The organism is uncultured Aquimarina sp. (genome assembly GCF_947496855.1).
Taxonomy (GTDB): domain Bacteria; phylum Bacteroidota; class Bacteroidia; order Flavobacteriales; family Flavobacteriaceae; genus Aquimarina.
Genome location: NZ_CANMED010000001.1, coordinates 112,045 through 130,071, shown reverse-complemented (window position 1 = coordinate 130,071; position 18,027 = coordinate 112,045). Strand labels below are relative to the sequence as shown.

Below are 18,027 nucleotides of genomic sequence, written 5' to 3'. Positions count from 1 at the left end.
CTATACCAAATATCTTAATTATAATTTTATTATTGAAAAATATCAATCTAAGATTTTCTTCTATGCTATAATTCTTCAATTACCAATTATTTTGAGGTTAGTATTAATATAAGATCAATAAATCGTTAGTACTTTTAGTGTAGATTAATTACGGATATTTTTGTTAGCCTCCATTATCATTTTTGTTCTTAGTAAATAATTTTGCTTTATAATCAGTAGTTGACTTTTCAAAATCTTTAATAGTTCCCTATATTTAATTAAAATAGCGATTTAAATCTACATTAAAACCACTATTGATTCTATACGTTGCTGTAAGCATTTTTTTATTCACTAATATATGCTTCTAATTTTGAAAATGCTTTTTCACGATAAGGTAATAATTCTTTATAATCATCACTTTCAAATACATCATTCAATGAATTCATATTTGGAAACTCCATGATTGAAACTAAACTAGGTGTATAATCTCCTATTAACAGTTTTGTTATCTTAAATTTATTAATTGGTTTTGCGTCTACTTTCTTATAAAGAACTCCTACTTTTTCAAGGTAATGTGTTAATTCCTCTTTACCATTCGGATTTATTGTTGCAACGATTGTTAAATTGATTTTTTTCATAATTTTATCATTAATTATTTTAACTATTTTGTTTTACCCATAACTCTATTAAATAATTGGAGATAGAGTCTGTTTTCGAAATTACAAGCTTATTTTTCTGTACCATCTCACTAATTTGATTTGCAGAAAACCACTGTGCTTTTTTTATTTCCTTATTATCAATACTAAATTGTTTACTTTTTGACTGTGCTGAAAAACCTAACATCATAGATGATGGAAATGACCAAGGTTGCGACGCGATATATTTAATAGTATCTACTGTCACATTAACCTCTTCTTTCATTTCTCTTATAACAGTGTCTTCAAGACTTTCGCCAATTTCCGAAAAGCCAGAAAAGAGTGAACACATATAACCATATTCTTTTTTGTGCATATTTAGTAAACATAACGGTGGTGCCCCTTCTTGTTTGTATTCAATTAATACAATTACAGCAGGATTGATTCTTGGAAAATGTAATGAGTTACAAAGGTTATTTGAACATTTTCTCCTATGGCCTTTTTCTTCAATGACTGTTGCAAAGCCACATTTCCCGCAGAATTGATGCGTATTATTCCAGGTTGCAACCCCCTTAGCATATGCAAGTAACGATGCTTCTTTTTCGTTAATTAGATGAAAACAATCGCGAACACAGCTTAATTTTGAGTGCGACAAAAAATTAGAGACAATAGAGTATTTTATTTCTGATAAGTCAATGCACCAAATTTCTTTTTCATTCAATTTACCTAAAAAGTATTTTTTATCAGATAAAGTAGCCAATTCAAAAGGAATATCCATCACTACTTCATTATTTCCTCTCGACTTAGTTATAAAAAAGTTATCCTTAAAAATTGGGATATAAGAAATTTCAAAAGAGTCTGTTAGGGTTTCTCGTAATTCAACCGCTCTGTTGAAATCATAATTACTATAAAACTGTACTTCATTCATCCGTTTTAAAATTTTTTGCCCAATCTTTAGCCCAAGATTCTAAAGGTTTAAGCAATAAGAAAATATCTTTTCCCTTATTGGTTAGTGCATATCCGTCTACTGTCCTTTCTATTAAAAAAGCTTGTGTTAATTCTTTTAATCTTTTATTTAAGGTTGTTGGCGAAATAGACTCACATCTTTCCTGTAAAACTCGGAATGTACAAGAACCTTCATGTAATCTCCAGATAATTCCCATTGACCAACTTCTTCCTAATAAATCAAATAAAGCCATTAAATGGTTTCCCGATTTTGAGCCTCTAACTGGTTTTCCTGGTGTAGGTAATGACATAATTTTTTTGCTACGTTATTGATAGCAAAGCTACATAATATGTAGCAAATAACATATAAAAATCAAACTTATTTTAGAAAATTAAAAAAATAGTCTTTAATTGTTTCCTATTATCTGAAGTTAGAGTACTTTTTCAAAATGTTTTACAACGTGCATTCTAAAACATTTGTATTCAATATTTAATAGTCAAATTCAATTCCGAAAACTCTTTTGATTTTCCCTGAATTTTGTTATCAAATTCAAGAGTTAAATGTGTTCGATTTCTATTCTTAAAATCAATATCATTAACACTTTGAAAAAAGGTTTTAAATTCTGAACAGCTATTATCCATTGGCATTTCGAATTCCGTTCGAGTTAAAAGTCTTATTCCATTTGAGTGTTCAATTGGTTTACTGTTAGTTTTCTTTTTGTCTCTATAAGGTAGTCTAAAAGTCCATGGTAGTTTTGAATAATGCTCATTTGTAATTATATCAATAGACATACCTTTTGGAAAATAATTTGGTTGATAAACTTTGCTTATTTCAAAAAGTTTGTCAGTCGATTTTGAATTTACTAAACACAAACCAAAAGGTGAATATCCGTTTTTCTTAAATTGAGAACGCTCCCAAAGTTTTGTTTGTGACGTCAATTCACTTTGAATTTCTTTCTTGTTTATAACCCATAGGATTTCAAGGAAAAAATTTTCAAAATAGAATTTTCGATTCATTGTTCCCTGCCCTGGATGAAATCGACTACTACCTTCAGTTAAACCAAAGCTAACCAATTTATCCGCTTCTTTTCCGAGAGTATTGGAAAAAACAAATATGTGATCTATTTCCATATTTTACTGGTTAAGCTAATGACTTACAATGTGTTGCTATATGCTTAGTCGCATGGTTAGGAACTAAGTTAGCAAAAGAAACCGAACCAAAGGAAAATTCGTGGAATTTTCCGGGTACACATAGAACAAGCTATTAATTATACCCGTTGTGTATTATTATTTTCTTCTATTCATAGATTTTGAATAGTCTGCATGCTTATATTTTTTTCGAAAAAACTATATTTTCATATGCTTTCCCATTGACTAAAAAATTTAATTCTCCAACGTTCTTAAATTCATTTTTTTCATAGAATTTAATGGCTCTATTGTTTTTTATGTAAACAGAAAGCCACATCGTATCTAATTGTAATTCTTTAGCTTTTCCTTCAACAAAAGTTAGAAGTTGTTGTCCTATTTTTAACGGTATAAATTGATTTTGTATGAAGATCCTTTCAAGGCGACAATTATTTTGAGAAGCAATACTTTCGTTTATGGCGTTTATTACTAATTTTGCGTAACCAACAGGTAAATCATCCACATAAACAATATAGAAAAGGTTGTTAGCGTTGTTTATATCTTGTTTCGTTTTAGAAACTGAAAAATTATTGTTTAGGTATTTCAATAGATTGCTTTTATCATCTATATAATGTCCATGAGACTCAGCCCATGTTATTCTTCCTAAAAGTGCTAAAATGGCTGTATCTGCTTCTTTGGCTATTTGTATTTTAATCATTACTGTTCTTTTTAATTTTTAATCGTCTTAGATGATACCCATGCAGAAATACAGCAATAGTGCATCCTACAATTATTGGAATTGCACTAATTAATGCCCCGTATAAAATGTAAATTATATTAGCGATTAATGAGATTAATCTTAGTTTATATTCACCTTTAGTGGACATTGAATATAAGTTTATAACTAAACCTCCATAACCAATACAATCAATTAAAAATGGACTCATACTTTCTCTTTTTTCTATTTTGAATAATTAAAATAGGTAACTACTCTTCTCTAAATCAATACACCAAATATATAATGTAATACCCTATTTTTGCTTTACAATCGAATTTATTTATCTATATTTGAATTCGATTATATCCAATAATAGTTAAAAAAAATTTGATTACAAATGGACACCCTAGACAAAAAGATACTTGAAATGCTAAAAATTAATGCCAGAGAAAGCTTCGCAACTATTGGAAAAGAAGTTGGATTGTCTGCTCCTGCTATTGGCAAACGCGTTAGACAAATGGAAGAAGAAGGCATAATAGAAGGCTATGCTTTAAAAGTAAATCACGAAAAATTGGGCATTGAGACTAAAGCATATATAACGTTAGTAATTCACCGAGGACCTACAGGAACATCTGATGTGCAAAAACAAATACAAGCAATGGAAGAAGTACAAAGTTGTGATAGAGTTACTGGTGATGATTGCTTATGCGTTTTAGGCTATTTTAGAAACAATAAGCATCTTATTTCCTTTCTTGAAAAAATTGCAAAGTACGGTGCTTCTAAAACGAGTATTATTTTAGAGGTATAATTTATTTGACTAAAAAAATATGAAGATTAATTCTGTCATATCTTTACCTAAAAGACTCAATTTTACATCTAACGCATTTCTTTTATGGTTAGTTGCGTTAGTTTACCCAAAGTTTACAAACTCTCTTAAACCAGAAAGAAATAATAGTTGATTTTCTAAGTACACAGTGACCACAGATATTAGTTATAAACCTATTGTATGTCGTTATTTTTATTATCACTTTGTGATTTCTCCAATAACTTAATTATTTCATCATTAATAATATCCGCATTCTTTTTTTTTGTAAAAATAGTTTGATGATTTCCATCGATCAAAAATTGCTTCCCATTAGACGAAAGCTTAGTGAATTCTTTCTGTGATGATATTGCTCTATTTAAAAATAAATCTGGATCAATACCATTTTCTTTATACGCTTCTTTATTAATTTCAATTGCGGTAAATACTCGTATAGGTAATGCATTGAATTCATTTGCGTCACTTGCTCTTTTTAATACTGCATGATAGCTTTCAATCTCGTTTTTATATGCTCTCGTTCGTTTTCCATTCAACAGAAAATCTTTTGTCCTCTCATTAATTTCATTTGGCAGTCCTTCTCCTGCCAATAAAGGGTCTGTGAAACTTTCAAAAAGCCCTAAAACACCTAGATCTGCAAAAAGTGCGCTAGTGCCAAGCAAAAAAAGTGTAGTTTTAAATCTAAAAGAAGATTTTGACGCAGCGTTCAATCTTTCGACTTGTTCAGGATGTGTGGAATCAATAAAAACCAAAGCTTCCACCTCATCCGGATACAATTGTGCGAAAACTCGAATATATGGGCCTCCAATTGAATGGCCAACTAATATATAAGGTGGAGACTCACCTGATTTATAAAGTAATTGATGTAATTCTTTAGCTATTGTTTCAGCGTTACGTATTGAATCACTTAGCTCACTATATCCGTTTCCTGCACGATCATACCTAACAACACGTAAACTGTCTTTCAGACCTTCGCTTAACCAATGAAAATATTCAGTCGATGAACTAGCACCACCTTCAACAATAACAGTAGGTTTGTCATTTTTTTTTCCAGTCGAATGGATATGTAAATCAATTCCATCAATATTAACAAGCTTTCCCATAGGTTTATGAGAATCTGGACCGAATGCGCGGAAAAATAAGCCTGCTAAAATAATTAAGGTTATTATAATTCCAAGAAATTTGAAGATTTTCGAAAAAAAATTCCTTATCAACTTTATCATTCAAAACTGTTTTTCGTTAATGATATATAACGTGTTTTATAAGAAACGTAGGGCATTAATAATTTATACGTTTCAGTTTAGTACTTAGTCAAATATAAATATTTTGCTTTATTTTTTTTCTCATAGCAGCTATTCCATTTCCCATATATGGGATAATAATTTTCAAATCTTGCAGCCCGTCACCGTTAATATCGGCAATACGCGTTGGTTGCTGACCAATATTCAAGGTCGAGAAAAACATTTGTTCAGTCATTTTTTGAATTTGGGTTTCATTTCTAAAAATCCGAATCACAGAAGCACTATCTACATTAGCTGTAAATGATGACAATTGAATAGTTAATGAATCTTCATCGTTGAAAAATTGTTCAATTGTTAAAGTGTAGTGGACTGTATGCTTTGTTTCTGTCTAGTCATAAAGTTTCCAATTCTTATACTCTTTATATGTTGGAACGGGATATTTCTCAAAAGAATATTGTGTATAGGCAGGAATAGTGATTAAGATAAATATTATTATAGTAAGAATCTTCGTTATAATTAGTGGTAATGTTATATAAAGCAAGTAGAACAGAAAAAAGTTATTGTTTTTGATCTAGTCACGAACCAAATATTTTGTGTTTTCTTTTAAAGTGAAATTAGAAAGACTTAACAATTTAGTAAATGGACAACAATTTTTGGATTAAAAATTAATCTCTTAATTTATTATATAGTGTAATAAGTGATTTTTTTATATTGTTTCCATCGTTTCTTCCATTATTTCATTGCTTGCTTAAGCACTAAAATCAACGAATAAATTACTTATAGAAAGTCCAATAAGGCTTTCAGAAGTTGGCGAAAACAAGTAATTACCTATAAGCTATTGTTGATTAGTAGTTATTTTATTACAATAGTTTATTTGTTATTCAGAAAGCACAAATTGCCACGATATACCATATTTGTCTTCACACCATCCGAATTTCTTGCCAAATCCATAATCTCCTTCTCCTTCGTAGTTGTCTAGCGGAACCATCACCTGACCACCATTTGAAGATAGCTTTTCGAAAAGTGTTTGTATCAAATCGTCAGATTTATCACTTATGAAAAGTGAAACTGCAGGCGTAAATGACCAAGCGTGTTTATAATTACTTTCAGAAACCATATAATCAGTTCCATTTAATGTAAATACTCCATATTTAATAAGTACAGTCGTACCTCCTGCCTCTCCTTCAGAATATTTTTTTATGGTTTTAATTTCCGAATTCGGAAAGATCGTAGTGTAAAAATTTATTGCTTCCTCAGCCTTTCCGCATTGGTCTCCTACAAATGTTAGAAATGTTGTTGTTTTCATTTTTTAATATTGGTTCAAGTCAAATTTACCTTATTTAATTACTGCCAACGTCAAATATATAATTAGAGCAAAGCAAAATGTTTCTTTGCTTCTCGATACTTCTGCGCAGATTTTTATAAATTTCCGTATTAAAATCTTATGCCACTGCAAAAATACAGTGACTTTTCGATTTGTAACTAAGATCTGTTATAATATCATATTTGGTGTTACCAGTAGTCAACTATATTTTATAGCTGCTAATTTTATATTACATGTCCCATAAAGTTATTCTGTAAGCTTTCCTTAAAACGTACCTTAATTATGTGTTCTCGAAAAGCTTGATGTATTTTGATTTGAAGTATAGAATATTATACCCGAATGGTAGATTGATTTCTATTTAACTATTTTTCGAATTAGGCTTTTAATTTGATTAATTATGCAAAATAAAAGGTTGATATTGACAAATCTGTTTAAATAACCTGATTCCTTAATTTTCTTAACAAAACGTGTTAAATTAGCCTGAGACTAACCCTTAAAAATAGATTTTGAAGGAAGATATTACCATTCACCAACTACAGAATTATTTTCCTAACGGATGTATTAAGGAATATGAAAAGGGACATATCATTTTCGATATACATAAAAAAGTTACAAAATTCAGATGGCTCATAGACGGTAGTATTAATTATTACGTTTCATTAGAAAAATCAGGTAATGACATACTAGTTTGTCAGAATTCAGAACCATTTACTACGACAGGTTTAAATGGCTTTAATGCTCCTAAAAGATATACATACAAGGCTGTAGTAGCTTCACGAAAAGTTTCTTTTTTTGAAATTTCTATTGATACTATTGCTGCTTATTTACAAAACAATACAGAAAATACGTTGCTAAAAAGTATAGGCTCAAAACTATATCATGTACTTCATACTGGGCTATTAAAACAATTGGAATTACTGAATCCAGTCCGGAATCAGCCTTTTGTAGAAAACAGAAAGTTCTTTATTTCTCCGATAGCAACCAAAGAAAAAATTGTCTCTTTAATGAGGCGTTCTCCGTTCTTGGATAATTTTGATGAAAAGTATTTGTCTTTAATGGCAACAAAAGCCGTACGGCGAGAATATGAACCAGATGAGATACTATATGTACAAGATCGAAATACCAAGGGTCTTTTTATTTTGATACATGGTGAAGTTACCATAAAAAGAATTGAAAATGCGCTAGAAATAAGACAGCGCGCCATAAAAAATTCTGGTTTTATATTTGGTTGGTCTTGCCTTTTAAAAGAGAATGATATTTGTTCTGCCGCAACCTCCACAAAAACATCAGCATATTTTATCCCAGAAGAAGAATTACTTAAACTATTTGCAAAAGATAAAGTTTTTGAGGGGCTGTTTTATAATAGATTACTTTGGCTAATGGGCAATCAAATTAATGCTGCTTTTGTGCGATATGTAGGGCTTTTGGGTAAACATAATTTACAGGCAGTATACCAGCTTATCAAAAACAATAAATCTAGAATGCATGTATCTTCTGCTTTGCATCAAGTACCACACCTTTTAAAAAACAATAATACAAAACAATTCGCCTATACTGCATTAGAAAAAATGCTTCACAACGGTACTGCTTTAGAAAAACATATTGCATCTCTAAGTTTGGAGTTACTAGCCGAAGACCAAAAAGAACTCGAGTTTATACAAGGATTACAAAACATCTATGAAAGTGTTGCAGAAAAGGGAACAACCGATACTGAGAACAATAGAAAAGTATGTGCAGAACAAACAACTAAAATGTTTCAAAAGGTTGATCATGTTATAGAAGGTTGGGAACATCTGCCAGATGAAACAGGTGCTATTTTTATTTATAATCACTTAGTAAATGATTTAGGTTATACCCTTAATAACAATTTTCAAATAACCTTAGATTCTCATTTTTTAAGTGCCCTTGTTTTACATAAAAAATATGGTGAACCTGGTATACGAACAGTAAGAATAGGGAAAGGGCAAGAATATGGTCATCAGAATTATTATGATAACCTAGGGTATATCAACGTGTATACAAAAGAATCTGAACTAACTACAGAGGAGAATCAAAGACAAGCTAGAAGTATTTTTTATAACGAGGCAACCAAGCATCTTAAGAATAAGCGTAATCTGATAATAAGTCCTGAAGGAACATCATATAGAACAGAAGATTCTCCAGGTCCATTTAAACTAGGAGCTTTTAAACTAGCACTACATACAATTCCAGAACCATACATTGTACCAATAGTTATGGTAAATTTTGACCATAGAATAGGTAAATCATTATATTATTGCGCCATTAAAAAACCTTTTAGGATAAGTGAAAAGGTAGCATCTACTGCCACTAAAGATCTAATTGCTTTTGTAAACGAATACCAAATTAGTTATCAAGAATATGTTGAGCAAGCCATTACAAGAGCAGAAGAACTTTTTATGACTCCTACAGCTACAAAACAATTGGAAGAAGCTCCAGAAATTTGGCGTAATGAAATTAGAAGATTAAAAAGGAGGGTTAATGGCTTAGCATCACAAGAAAATCTAATAGCAATTTATGGCAGTTCTTCTGTTCGGTTATGGGTAAGCATGCAAAAAGATCTTATACCGTTTAATGTTGTTAATTTAGGTTTTGGCGGGTCTACCTTTACCTGGTGTATTCATTATTTTGATGAAATTTTCAAAGAGGCTTTCCCTTCTAAAATTGTGCTGTATGCTGGCGAAAATGATTTAAGTGAGGGTAAAACTCCACAAGAAGTTTTAACAAGTTGCAATGAGCTTGTGCAGATGATTTACGCCAAATACCCTGATGTGGAACTGGCTTTAATTAGTTTAAAACCTAGTGTTGAAAGAGAGTATATGATTCCTCAAATTATTGAGACCAATTTACTTCTTTCTAAATATTTTATAACCGAATTAAAGGCGCAGTATATAAACGTCTTTGGGCAAATGATTACGACAGATAACAGACCATTTCCAGAACTATATCTATCAGACGGCCTGCATCTTAATAAAGAAGGGTACAAAGTCTGGAGTAACACTGTTAAAAAAGCGTTACAAACAGCTGATAATCTAGAATTGGAAAATCAAGACTATATTATATAAGGTATTAATCTAAATCCCTTTTCTTGTTGTTGTTGTTGTTGTTGTTGTTGTTTTTGGGGGTGGTGTCTATAATTAGTATTCTTCTGTGTATTGTTCTGAGCTTGACTATTCAACTGTTCATTAGGATACTTGGCTTACACTTTTCAAAGTGTAATATAGGATGAGGAATTGTATGGATATTGTTAAAGTATTGACAGTGCTTTTTAATGGCGTTATAACAATATAAAACTATTAGTATGAAATAATTTAAAAAATAAAATATCTTATTTTATGACCTAGAATTTAGGAAAAGGTTTTGCATAGGAGCCATTTTTGTAGCAAGTTACTTTTTTCACTAATCCTTTTGATGTGCGTCAACAATAGAAATCTTGTCAACAGTTCCATTATAAAGGTCATAAACGATATACGGGTCATTATCTATTTCAAAAAGTTAAATCTAATTTCAAATATTTATTTTCATATTATCACGCTTTTATATACCTTGTTACGTACAGTCTTTTATTTAATTACCAATATTCAAAAGATTTTAAATATTTTTCCTTTTTTGAACTCATTTTACGGACAGGGATGATAACTCGCATATATTGGTCTTTTAAACCGCTAGTATGACTGAGTAAATGACGGATAGTGATGGTGTTTTCAAAATCACGCATTTCAGGAATATAAGTTCTAATATCATCATATAAAGAAAGTTTACCTTCATTTTCAAGTAAAAGAATCGAAAAGGCCGTAAATTGTTTAGAGACGGAAGCTACGTGAAATGAAGTTTCTCTTGTTATCGGAATTTGGTATTCCAAATTGGCTAACCCAAATTGTTTTTCATCAACTAATTGGTTTTCTTTCATAATCCCTATTGTAAAGCTTGGAGCTTTCTCATCATAGTTTTTCAAAAGACTATTGATTCGTTTTTTCTATTTGGTTAAGATTTGAAAAGACATTAACATTATTTTAAGCCTTTGATTTGACTATAAAAAAAAGTATACAAATACATAAAGTGATTTGTTTTGTTGAATTCATTTTAATTGTTTTTTTTATTTCTCATTACCTTTTCTAATTCTAGTTCCAAGAGCTGCTCCAAGGACTAAACCAGCACCAGATCCTAAAGACAAACCAATTGCTATACTATTTGTCAAGATTCCAATGCAAAGCCCAATTCCTGCTCCAAAAGTTAAACCAAATTTTTTATATTTATTTTTCATATCATATGTTTTTAGTGTGTTCATAAGTATTACTTTTTGTAATTAACAACAAGACCATTAATTGACTTAAAGGTCCTATTGTATGATTGCTTTTTTATATTATAATTTTTCCGTGACTTTTTGATTCCAAATACCGCTTGCTGCAGTTTCTCGAGCAAAGGTTTCAAAATCTATAGCTGGCCTACCCAAAACTTTGGCTACATCATCAGATACTTCTTGGTTCTCTGGGTTTCCTAACACCTCTTTAAATAAATAACCGAACAGCCATACATAAGAATCAGGTAATCCTGCTTTTCGCATGCCTTCCTTAAACTCATCAATAGAAATCGGCACAAATTGAATGTGTTTATCAATAGTCTCTGCCATAATTTCTACCACTTCCTTAAAGGTTCTTTTTTGAGGACCTGTTACGGTAATAGTTTGTCCGTTATACGTATCATCCAAAATTACTTTGGATACTACATCTGCTATATCATTAACATCGACAAATGGTATTTCTGCATTTGGCATTGGTAAAGCAACAATGCCATTTAGTATAAATTCTAAAAATGCACCTTCACTAAAGTTTTGATTAAACCATGATGCTCTAACTAGCGTATAATTTAATCCAGAGTTTGCTACGATTTCCTCACAAGCTTCGGCCTCTGTCTCACCTTTTCCAGAAAGTAACACCACTTTTTCTAAACCAGCTTGTAGAGCTTTTTTAGTAAGTGTACTGATAGCATCTCTTGAACCAGGTACTGCCAAATCCGGATAATACACAATATAGGCTCTATCCATATCTTTTAAAGCCGTGTCATAGGTGTCTGTGTTTTCCCAATCAAATGCAGGGTTTGTTTTTCGTCCAACCACTCGTACGTTGTGACCTAATTGTGTTAAATTTTCTGCAACTCGGCGACCGGTTTTACCGTTTCCTCCGATAACTAAAATGTTTTCTGTTTTCATTTCTATTCGTTTTTAATTGTTATTGATTATTTGAGATTTTTTAATTTTACTTTTATAAATAATTTACTGTACTTTTTTTACTAAAAACTTTGGTATACCAATACACGGTACTCATTGCGATAAACTCTATTCCAATGAGCCAAAAACCAGCAGCAGTAAAGAAGTTATAATAGGATCCTCCATTAGGAACTATTAAAAAAGGTACAGTAATTAGAATATCTAAAACCGTTGCGATTAAAAAGAAAACTAACCCTAACCAGTATCCTTTTGTAGTGATTTTCTTTCTGTAATATAGTTTTGCTCCTAACCACACTACGGGCAGTATTCCTAAAGACAGTAAAATATTTGCCTGAAATTCTGGGTCTTCTAAAATTGGAATGTAGAAGGAAATTGTGTAAATATTTACTCCAATAATCCAGATAATAATCCCAATACCAATGGCTCTTAATTGTTTCATGATTGTTCGTTTTTGATTGATTATTTTTTTACAAATTGATGTCTTGTCTTATTTTGTGTAGAGCATGCCTATGATTAATAGTGTAAAAGTGCTAAATGATGATAATGTTCTTATGGTGTGCCAACGATTCCAAGGTTGTTCAAATTTGTTTCGAAGCTCGTGCAAGTCAATTTTTGAAAGAGTTTCTAAATTAGAGGTATCCAAAACTTCATTTAATGGAACGTTTCCAAAAATGGTTACTAAGCCGATTCCAACAAAAAATAGTATTGCAGCCGCAAGGAATAACCAAAAACTTATACTGCTGTTTTTGAATAAATAAGTATTTATAAAGAGTAATATGACAGGCCCAAAAAATACTATCATAAAACGACCATTTACAATTTCCCTATTCATCGCTTGAAAAGCTTTTAAAAAGCTTATGTTATCTAGGCGACCAATCCCAGGAGTAACAGCATTAGACCATGTAAAACATAAGCCAGCTGTAAGACCTGTAAATAGTATACTAAGCATTAATACGATAATTTTTAGTTTAAATTCCATTGATTGATGTTTTAGTGGACGTTATCCACGTTAATAATTCTTGATATTCCTTAGGGTTCAGTTTTATTTTTTTTCCCTTAGGCATTCGCTTTTTTATAAAGACTTGCTTGTAGATATCATTAGCCCAAGGATTCATGTTTTCTAATGTGAATACACGTCTTTTATTTCGTTTGTAATGACAAACATTACATTTGTTTTCTAATATTTTAAATGCTTCAGCTTTAGTATCTTTTACTACATAGTTTAAGGCGTATACCCCGGTCAATTTATTATGCTCTTCAATCGACTTGTAAGTATTTGTTGAATTAACTGTTAGTATTACTGAAATCTCGATTATTAATTTTACTAATGTTACCATCATTATATAGCATTGTTAATTTGATGATACAAAAGTGCAAAGTGATCAAATAAGATTTTTGACACTTAAAGACAATCTTTTGACATTTTAAGCCAAAAAGGAAGTTTTAGTTATTTTTTCTAAATTCTGAAGGGGTTTGGTTAGTCCATTTTTTAAAAGCACGATTAAAAGCACTTTGTTCAGAGAAACCTGTTAAGAATGCGATATCACCAATACTTTGATTTTTATCTCGTAGCATATTTTTAGCGATTTTTTCTTGAGTTCTTTTCACTAAATCCCGATAGGTAACATTTGCTTCAGAAAGCCTTCTGGTTAGTGTTCTGTTACTCATGGCTAGGAGTTCACTAATATTTTGAATCGCAGGGATACCTGTCGGAAGCCCATCTTTAATAAGAGATTCTACATCGCGCACAAATTTATTACCAGGTATTTTAATACCTTTTGTGTTTTCATCTACCTGCTTTAGTAAATACCGGTTTATAGTGGCATCTGCCTTTGCAGTTCTTAAGTTTAAGTCAGACGTTTTATAACTTATGGAATAAGTAGGCTGATTAAAGAGTATAGGACATTTAAAAGCAGCATTATGGCTAGTTAAGTCTTGCGGTGGGTTGTGTTTAAAACTAACTTGAATTGGGGAGATATCTTTTTCCGACATGGCTTGAAGTACAACTACTGTGGCAGATAAGCTAGCTTCAGTAGATAATTCCATACCTCTACGATGTGCTTCTCTATTGAGTACAACATGAGAAATGTTACCTTCTTCTTTAATTTTCCATACAAATGTATTTGAGAGAAGTTTAAAATAACGATCACTACGTTCAAAGATTTCGCCTACTTTAGAACATGTACGCCAAGATAGTCCTAATACCCCATAATCCTCAATAATCATTTGCTGACCTACGCGAATCCCAAATCCTGGTCCAAGTTTATCATCAAGCAGCTCATGTAAATCTAAAAATTCTTCAGCAGCAACAACTTGTAAATGTTTTGCTTCATCTATTGAAGTTGGTAAATCCATGAAGTCATCCCTAGACATGCCTTCTGCAATGGCACAATTAATCATCTTGAGATATAGGCTTATCGAAAAGTATTTCATTTTTCTTATTGACTGACAATTGCAACTTTTAAACTTCTTAAATGTCTTGTCCTAACATTCGATTAAAGGTAATAAAATCCTAAGAATTCACTTAGCCAATTAACAATTAGTCGTATACTGTGAACCTGTTGCAAAACTAAGTTTTTAATCAAAATAAATAATTTTCATAAATTCAAATAACTAATTCATGCTGAAAATCAACAGATGACAAATCGTGTAAAAGTAATAACCATCCCATTTTTTGAAAAAATGAACTTTTGATATAGAATGTGATAAAACTTTTCGAGTTTTGGTATTTCCTGAAAAAGTAAATCATAATTAGCCTTAGATATATATAATAATCCTGAATGCTTTGTAGCACTACTAAAATAACGTGTTGGTTCTTTGGTCATAAAACTAACTATATCACCAGTACAATAATTCTTTACTTTAAACATGGATATGTGAGGTACACCACCTTCATCCAATTTCTCTAATATTGCTAACGGTTCGGATATAAGTAGTTGTGTATTTTAGTACTTAACTTTACAAGAATACACCAATTTGAAAATTCCACAAGAATTTCCAAAGTAGGTTAGAACAAGTAATTATTTATAGCCATTGTGCCTGTTACATAAGTTAAGAAAAAATGTTAATTATCATAATAAACAAGGCAAGAAGTAATATCAAGAAAAGCTCTTCACTAGTTTTCGATTAAGTGATCGAGTTGCTCAACATAATTTTTATCGTCGTTCAAAAGAATGTTTGGAATTAGATTTTCTACGTTCTGTTACAAAATGTTATTATGGAGAAAGTGGTCATACGCAGGCTATCAATTCCGCTCCTGTGAAGGCCAATGCTTCGATGGATAGTCTAGAGTTAAAGGTTCCCGCAGAGGAACTCGAAGATCATTTACGCAAAATCCGTCATATCAGTGTTAGGGATAAAGAAGAACCACTACGAAAAGCCAAAGAGGACAAAGCAAGATCATTCCTTTTACCAAAGTTTTTATAGAGAAGAAAAGCAATACGGAAAAGAAAGAATAATAGGCTTCTAAGAAGATCTATATAGACTGTCCATTACGCAGTAGTTCTTTAGGTAAACCTGCTCAGGAAAAGAAGTTTAATGTTACGTATTATAGAAAGGAGTATTAGCGAAACATCGCTAGAGTAAACAGTAAACAAGGACGCTATATGAAAGACAAAGTACCGTAGAACCAGCATTCAGTACTTTAAAAAAATTTATGGCTTTACGAAAAGTCAATACATTAGGAATCCGAAATGCAAATAAGTGTATGCTTATGGCCGCTATTGCTTATAACCTGAAGAAATACTTGAAATCATAAAGAAAACTCCAGTAAGTCAAACTAAAGTATGTTTTACCTTTGTTTTTTGATTAAAACCCATTCTAAACCATCAAATAAGCTGTTTAGAGCATATGTATTTACTTAAGATATTACAATATTAGTACCAAAAAGAAGAGCTTAGAACATTGGTTTTTTAATCAATTTTCATTTTTTAGAGGCTTGTGCAAGGGTTACCGTTGTTATCTTTTATGGCGGCACACTCAGGTAAACAGGTATAACTAGTCTATTCTACATTCCAACCAAGCAAAAAGGCCTGTTTGCATTACTTTTTTAGAATACGTTTTTCGATATGTCCTAAATGTCCACCACTACTATTGAATTTATGAAAGTTTTTAAAAGTATATCGTAAAACTGTAACCTCTTCAGGTTTGTGATAGTCATATACCTATACTTTATAAAATATTTAATAATATGAAAAACAATTTGTTATGAAATATACAGAGCGAAATACTAAAATGAAAATTAGAACTAATTACTTTAAAATCATCCTTTTGGTAATGCTGACGATGTTACTACCATCAGTAAAGGGAACTGCCCAAATAACTGCAAAACAAATTGACAGTTTAGTTACTGTAGCAGTCAATACCGTGGATAATACTGTTGGTTTTGCAATAGGTGTCGTCAAAGACGGGAAAATTTTACACGTAAAAGGCTATGGTGTAAACTCCGTAGATTTAAATGAAAAGGTAACTGCCGACACCCCATTTGGCATTGCCTCTAATTCTAAAGCATTTACGTCTGCTGCACTAACGATATTGGTTGAGCAAGGAAAAATTAATTGGGAGGATAAAGTCATCCGTCACATACCCGAATTTAAAATGTACAATGATTATGTCACAAACAACTTTACCATTCAAGATCTTCTAACCCATCGCAGTGGTTTAGGCCTCGGCGCTGGCGACCTTATGATTTTTCCAGACGATTCAAATTTTACAATTAATGATGTACTTACCGCTTTTCAACACTTTGTACCATCTACTGCCTTTAGGACAAAGTTTGATTATGATAATTTGTTATACTTAATCGCAGGAGAAATTACTGCTCGAGTAAGCGGGAAATCTTGGGAAACATTTGTCGATGAAGAGATTCTTAAACCTTTAAAAATGAATCATTCTTATGCCAGTTATGAGGATGCCTTACAGAATGATACTGTTGCCGTGGCACATTACTTTGACGGTACCGCATTAAAAGCAATTGAGAAATCTAAAACAGATTTGAGTGGAAGCGTAAAGCAAAAAATGAACGGTGCAGCAGGTGGAATATGGTCTAGTGCTAATGATATGTGTAAATGGATGTTAGCACAATTAAATAAGGGGAGGTATGGTGCTAATATGGATAAAACTTTATTTTCAGAACAACAGCATCAGGAAATGTGGCGCGTACACACGCCCATAAATAAGCTGTCGGATCCGATGTTACCTTTTAAATCTCACTTTTCAGGATATGGATTAGGCTGGTTTTTATCAGATGTAAATGGATTTTTCAAAGTTGATCATTCCGGCTTAATCGCCGGAATGTCTTCAGAGGTTACTTTGATTCCAGAATTGAGTCTCGGCATAGTTGTCATGAATAATTCAGAAGGAGCTAGTCTCCTTGATGGTTTGATAGGCTTTACACTGCTAGAAGAATTTTTAAAATTAGAAACAGGCATCAATTGGCTAGAAATGACAAAGAGACTGCAGCAACAACGCGGAAAAATGGGCGATCCTGATTCAGAAAAAGTTTGGACTGAAGTTCAAGCGAATAAAAATGTAAAAATCAACAGAGATAATTACTTAGGAATATACCAAGATAATTGGTTTGGAAAAGTTGAAGTACTAGAGAAAAATGGAGATTTATGGTTTAAATCAGAAAAGTCACCAAGGTTAAATGGCAAAATGGCATTTTATAACGGCAATACTTTTGCGATAAAATGGGAATATCAAGATATGAAAGCGGATGCCTTTGCCATTTTTTCCCTAGATGAAAACGGCAAAGCTCAAAATATTAAAATGAAAGGGATTTCTCGTTTTATTGATTTCAGTTTTGATTTCCAAGATTTAGATTTAAAAAGAGTTTTGGAAAATACCTCAGTTTCTGATAGAAAAATGTAAACACTTTATTAGCAACAACTTAACTCTTTAACCTTTTTCTGTTTTTCCTTTTCCCAAGCCATTTATAAATGACCAATTTTCCTTGATTCCTATCATTCTATCTTTATATGAAACTCAGGTTAAT

The 18,027-nt window shown here is 31.5% G+C and carries 21 protein-coding genes; 5 read left to right on the top strand and 16 right to left on the bottom strand.

Annotated features, from left to right (window positions below):
* Nucleotides 1-323: 323 nt before the first annotated feature.
* The 6 genes from Q0921_RS00635 to Q0921_RS00610 form a co-directional block, all read right to left on the bottom strand.
* Complete coding sequence (locus Q0921_RS00635; RefSeq protein ID WP_299251738.1) at nt 324-617, bottom strand: DUF1330 domain-containing protein; 294 nt, start codon at nt 615-617, stop codon at nt 324-326.
* Nucleotides 618-636: 19 nt separating this feature from the next.
* Entirely contained in the window at nt 637-1,542 is a 906-nt protein-coding gene (nudC, locus tag Q0921_RS00630) for an NAD(+) diphosphatase (protein WP_299251735.1), read from the bottom strand.
* Nucleotides 1,535-1,870 carry a helix-turn-helix domain-containing protein gene (locus tag Q0921_RS00625; protein ID WP_299251732.1) on the bottom strand — a complete coding sequence of 112 codons (336 nt, stop codon included), beginning with the start codon at nt 1,868-1,870 and terminating at the stop codon, nt 1,535-1,537. Before Q0921_RS00625 ends, nudC begins: the two co-directional genes overlap by 8 nt.
* Before the next feature lie 172 nt (nt 1,871-2,042).
* Nucleotides 2,043-2,690: a VOC family protein gene (locus Q0921_RS00620; protein ID WP_299251729.1), complete on the bottom strand. Its 648-nt coding sequence runs from the start codon at nt 2,688-2,690 to the stop codon at nt 2,043-2,045.
* Between the two features lie 196 nt (nt 2,691-2,886).
* On the bottom strand, nt 2,887-3,402 hold the full coding sequence (locus tag Q0921_RS00615; RefSeq protein ID WP_299251726.1) for an N-acetyltransferase: 516 nt from the start codon (nt 3,400-3,402) through the stop codon (nt 2,887-2,889).
* The gene (locus Q0921_RS00610) at nt 3,395-3,631 is read right to left on the bottom strand and encodes a hypothetical protein (RefSeq protein WP_299251723.1); all 237 of its coding nucleotides are present in this window, start codon (nt 3,629-3,631) and stop codon (nt 3,395-3,397) included. The genes Q0921_RS00615 and Q0921_RS00610 overlap by 8 nt, the downstream gene beginning before the upstream one ends.
* A gap of 168 nt (nt 3,632-3,799) precedes the next feature.
* Here Q0921_RS00610 and Q0921_RS00605 point away from each other — a divergent pair, with 168 nt between their 5' ends.
* Entirely contained in the window at nt 3,800-4,210 is a 411-nt protein-coding gene (locus Q0921_RS00605; protein WP_299251721.1) for an Lrp/AsnC family transcriptional regulator, read from the top strand.
* Nucleotides 4,211-4,401: 191 nt separating this feature from the next.
* Here Q0921_RS00605 and Q0921_RS00600 read toward each other — a convergent pair whose 3' ends face one another.
* From Q0921_RS00600 to Q0921_RS00590, 3 genes are all read right to left on the bottom strand, one after another.
* Nucleotides 4,402-5,325: an alpha/beta hydrolase gene (locus tag Q0921_RS00600; protein ID WP_299251719.1), complete on the bottom strand. Its 924-nt coding sequence runs from the start codon at nt 5,323-5,325 to the stop codon at nt 4,402-4,404.
* Between the two features lie 208 nt (nt 5,326-5,533).
* Entirely contained in the window at nt 5,534-5,773 is a 240-nt protein-coding gene (locus tag Q0921_RS00595; RefSeq protein WP_299251716.1) for a hypothetical protein, read from the bottom strand.
* Between the two features lie 567 nt (nt 5,774-6,340).
* Complete coding sequence (locus tag Q0921_RS00590) at nt 6,341-6,769, bottom strand: VOC family protein (RefSeq protein ID WP_299251713.1); 429 nt, start codon at nt 6,767-6,769, stop codon at nt 6,341-6,343.
* 524 nt (nt 6,770-7,293) lie between these two features.
* Between Q0921_RS00590 and Q0921_RS00585 the strand changes: the two genes are divergently transcribed.
* Entirely contained in the window at nt 7,294-9,870 is a 2,577-nt protein-coding gene (locus Q0921_RS00585; protein WP_299251710.1) for a cyclic nucleotide-binding domain-containing protein, read from the top strand.
* 506 nt (nt 9,871-10,376) lie between these two features.
* Here Q0921_RS00585 and Q0921_RS00580 read toward each other — a convergent pair.
* The 7 genes from Q0921_RS00580 to Q0921_RS00550 all read right to left on the bottom strand — a co-directional run bounded on the left by Q0921_RS00580 (nt 10,377) and on the right by Q0921_RS00550 (nt 14,465).
* Nucleotides 10,377-10,760 carry a serine hydrolase gene (locus tag Q0921_RS00580; RefSeq protein ID WP_299251707.1) on the bottom strand — a complete coding sequence of 128 codons (384 nt, stop codon included), beginning with the start codon at nt 10,758-10,760 and terminating at the stop codon, nt 10,377-10,379.
* Between the two features lie 141 nt (nt 10,761-10,901).
* On the bottom strand, nt 10,902-11,093 hold the full coding sequence (locus tag Q0921_RS00575; protein ID WP_299251704.1) for a hypothetical protein: 192 nt from the start codon (nt 11,091-11,093) through the stop codon (nt 10,902-10,904).
* Between the two features lie 75 nt (nt 11,094-11,168).
* On the bottom strand, nt 11,169-12,014 hold the full coding sequence (locus Q0921_RS00570; protein WP_299251701.1) for an NmrA family NAD(P)-binding protein: 846 nt from the start codon (nt 12,012-12,014) through the stop codon (nt 11,169-11,171).
* A 52-nt stretch (nt 12,015-12,066) separates the two neighbouring features.
* Nucleotides 12,067-12,471 carry a DUF5367 family protein gene (locus tag Q0921_RS00565; protein WP_299251698.1) on the bottom strand — a complete coding sequence of 135 codons (405 nt, stop codon included), beginning with the start codon at nt 12,469-12,471 and terminating at the stop codon, nt 12,067-12,069.
* Nucleotides 12,472-12,519: 48 nt separating this feature from the next.
* Nucleotides 12,520-13,011, bottom strand: coding sequence for a DUF1772 domain-containing protein (locus tag Q0921_RS00560; RefSeq protein ID WP_299251695.1), 492 nt, complete (start codon nt 13,009-13,011; stop codon nt 12,520-12,522).
* A complete protein-coding gene (locus tag Q0921_RS00555) occupies nt 13,001-13,372 on the bottom strand; it encodes a hypothetical protein (RefSeq protein ID WP_299251692.1) in 372 nt (123 codons plus the stop codon). The genes Q0921_RS00560 and Q0921_RS00555 overlap by 11 nt, the downstream gene beginning before the upstream one ends.
* A 103-nt stretch (nt 13,373-13,475) precedes the next feature.
* Nucleotides 13,476-14,465, bottom strand: coding sequence for an AraC family transcriptional regulator (locus Q0921_RS00550; RefSeq protein ID WP_299251689.1), 990 nt, complete (start codon nt 14,463-14,465; stop codon nt 13,476-13,478).
* Nucleotides 14,466-15,290: 825 nt separating this feature from the next.
* Here Q0921_RS00550 and Q0921_RS00545 point away from each other — a divergent pair.
* The 3 genes from Q0921_RS00545 (at nt 15,291) to Q0921_RS00535 (ending at nt 17,903) form a co-directional block, all read left to right on the top strand.
* Nucleotides 15,291-15,458, top strand: a complete 168-nt coding sequence (locus Q0921_RS00545) for a hypothetical protein (RefSeq protein ID WP_299251684.1) — start codon at nt 15,291-15,293, stop codon at nt 15,456-15,458.
* Between the two features lie 229 nt (nt 15,459-15,687).
* Nucleotides 15,688-15,789, top strand: a complete 102-nt coding sequence (locus Q0921_RS00540; RefSeq protein WP_299251681.1) for a hypothetical protein — start codon at nt 15,688-15,690, stop codon at nt 15,787-15,789.
* A gap of 449 nt (nt 15,790-16,238) precedes the next feature.
* Complete coding sequence (locus tag Q0921_RS00535; protein ID WP_299251678.1) at nt 16,239-17,903, top strand: serine hydrolase; 1,665 nt, start codon at nt 16,239-16,241, stop codon at nt 17,901-17,903.
* Nucleotides 17,904-18,027 lie beyond the last annotated feature (124 nt).